This is a genomic window from Winogradskyella rapida (assembly GCF_042675845.1).
Taxonomy (GTDB): domain Bacteria; phylum Bacteroidota; class Bacteroidia; order Flavobacteriales; family Flavobacteriaceae; genus Winogradskyella; species Winogradskyella rapida.
Genome location: NZ_JBHTKM010000058.1, coordinates 1 through 1,434, shown reverse-complemented (window position 1 = coordinate 1,434; position 1,434 = coordinate 1). Strand labels below are relative to the sequence as shown.

The 1,434-nt window shown below is 30.9% G+C and carries 3 protein-coding genes; all 3 read left to right on the top strand.

Annotation, left to right across the window (positions count from 1 at the left end):
• Window positions 1-335: WG repeat-containing protein (locus tag ACFQ13_RS07355; RefSeq protein ID WP_386115745.1), on the top strand; the 335-nt coding region annotated here is incomplete at its 5' end.
• Between the two features lie 163 nt (window positions 336-498).
• The gene (locus ACFQ13_RS07350) at window positions 499-969 is read left to right on the top strand and encodes a hypothetical protein (protein WP_386115742.1); all 471 of its coding nucleotides are present in this window, start codon (window positions 499-501) and stop codon (window positions 967-969) included.
• A 15-nt stretch (window positions 970-984) separates the two neighbouring features.
• On the top strand, window positions 985-1,206 hold the full coding sequence (locus ACFQ13_RS07345) for a hypothetical protein (RefSeq protein WP_386115740.1): 222 nt from the start codon (window positions 985-987) through the stop codon (window positions 1,204-1,206).
• Window positions 1,207-1,434: the final 228 nt, after the last annotated feature.

Sequence of the window (1,434 nt, the reverse complement as noted above, 5' to 3'; positions counted from 1 at the left end):
TGTCTGGTCATTTTGGATTAATTGACAGAAATGGAAAAGAAGTTATCCCAACCAACTATGCTAAAATTGGAAAATTTGGCGAATATGGGAACGATTTAGTATTACTAAAAACGATAACTGGACTATACGGACTTATCGACAATAAAGGAAAAACTATTGTTCCAGCAATCTATACGAGAATCGAAAAATTTGGTGAATATGCCAATGACATCGCACTAGTGAAAACAATAACTGGAAAATACGGATTCATGAATAGAAACGGGAAAGAGATTATTGAACCAAAATATGACCTTAAAGAAATAAAAGAGAAATTTAATCAAATATATGGTGGATAAAACCGACACCACAACACCGTGTATAATTAATTGCTTTGTAAGTTCTCATCTGGAATATTCCTTCGGAATATTCTCAGGTTCGTAAAAGTTTACTAAATTAGTTGCTAAACCACGCAACTAATCATACACAAACACGTTGTAACACATTTAAAACCAATCGTAATTGAACAAAAATCATAAATTGGAAACTCTGACAACCGAAAAAATAAAGCGGAATTTTATGCTGATTAATTCATCATATTTTTCAGAGATTATTTATGACGAAAATCGCAGATTTTTTGACTTGTATTTAAATGTTGGAACAAATGGAGTTTTAGAAAATCAAACAAAAACGTATAACGAACTAATTCATAACCTGAATGAATATTTGACTAAAATTAGTGAATATATAAAATCGACTTACTCAAACTCTGAAAAGAAAAAAGCGGCGGAACTGAATGAAAAAAAACTGAATATTAGCATTGTTCAAATTTCAGATGACAACAAAGACTTTGATACGGTTATAGTTTGCGAAAAAGAATACAAATATTTCGGAATTTTCAAAAAAAATATTGGGATAAGAACCGAAATTAAAAATGGTCGAATAACAAAAATGGAAAGAAAATCGGATACTTTAAAAGAAAATTTGAATTAATGTAATTACGAAAATGTGACTGAATTTATAATAATATCAATTCTAATAATCCTTTTCGGAGGATTTTTATACTGGGCTTATCTTCCCGATTATCGTAGAAATCCGAAAGAATTCTGGCGGACTTTAATCGGAATGCCAATTGGGATGTTACTTGGAGGAATTGGATTTAGAGATTTAAACGAACAAATAAGAAAATGGGCTGTCGGAAAAAAAAAGGAAAATAAAACCGAGAAATAAAAACGTGTTACAACACCGTATATAATTTATTGCTAGTTCTAGCCTACTTACGAAAATCCTCGAGGATTTTCTATTCGGTTTTTATTTGCTAAATTAGGTGCTTAAAACACGCAACAAACCATATACAAACACGTTAGCAGCAAGCAGTCACGTTTTGCTATTGCCTTTCCAAATCCAAAAGTTTTTTATTCCTCGTCACAATTAAATTCTCATCTGGATAATCTAACG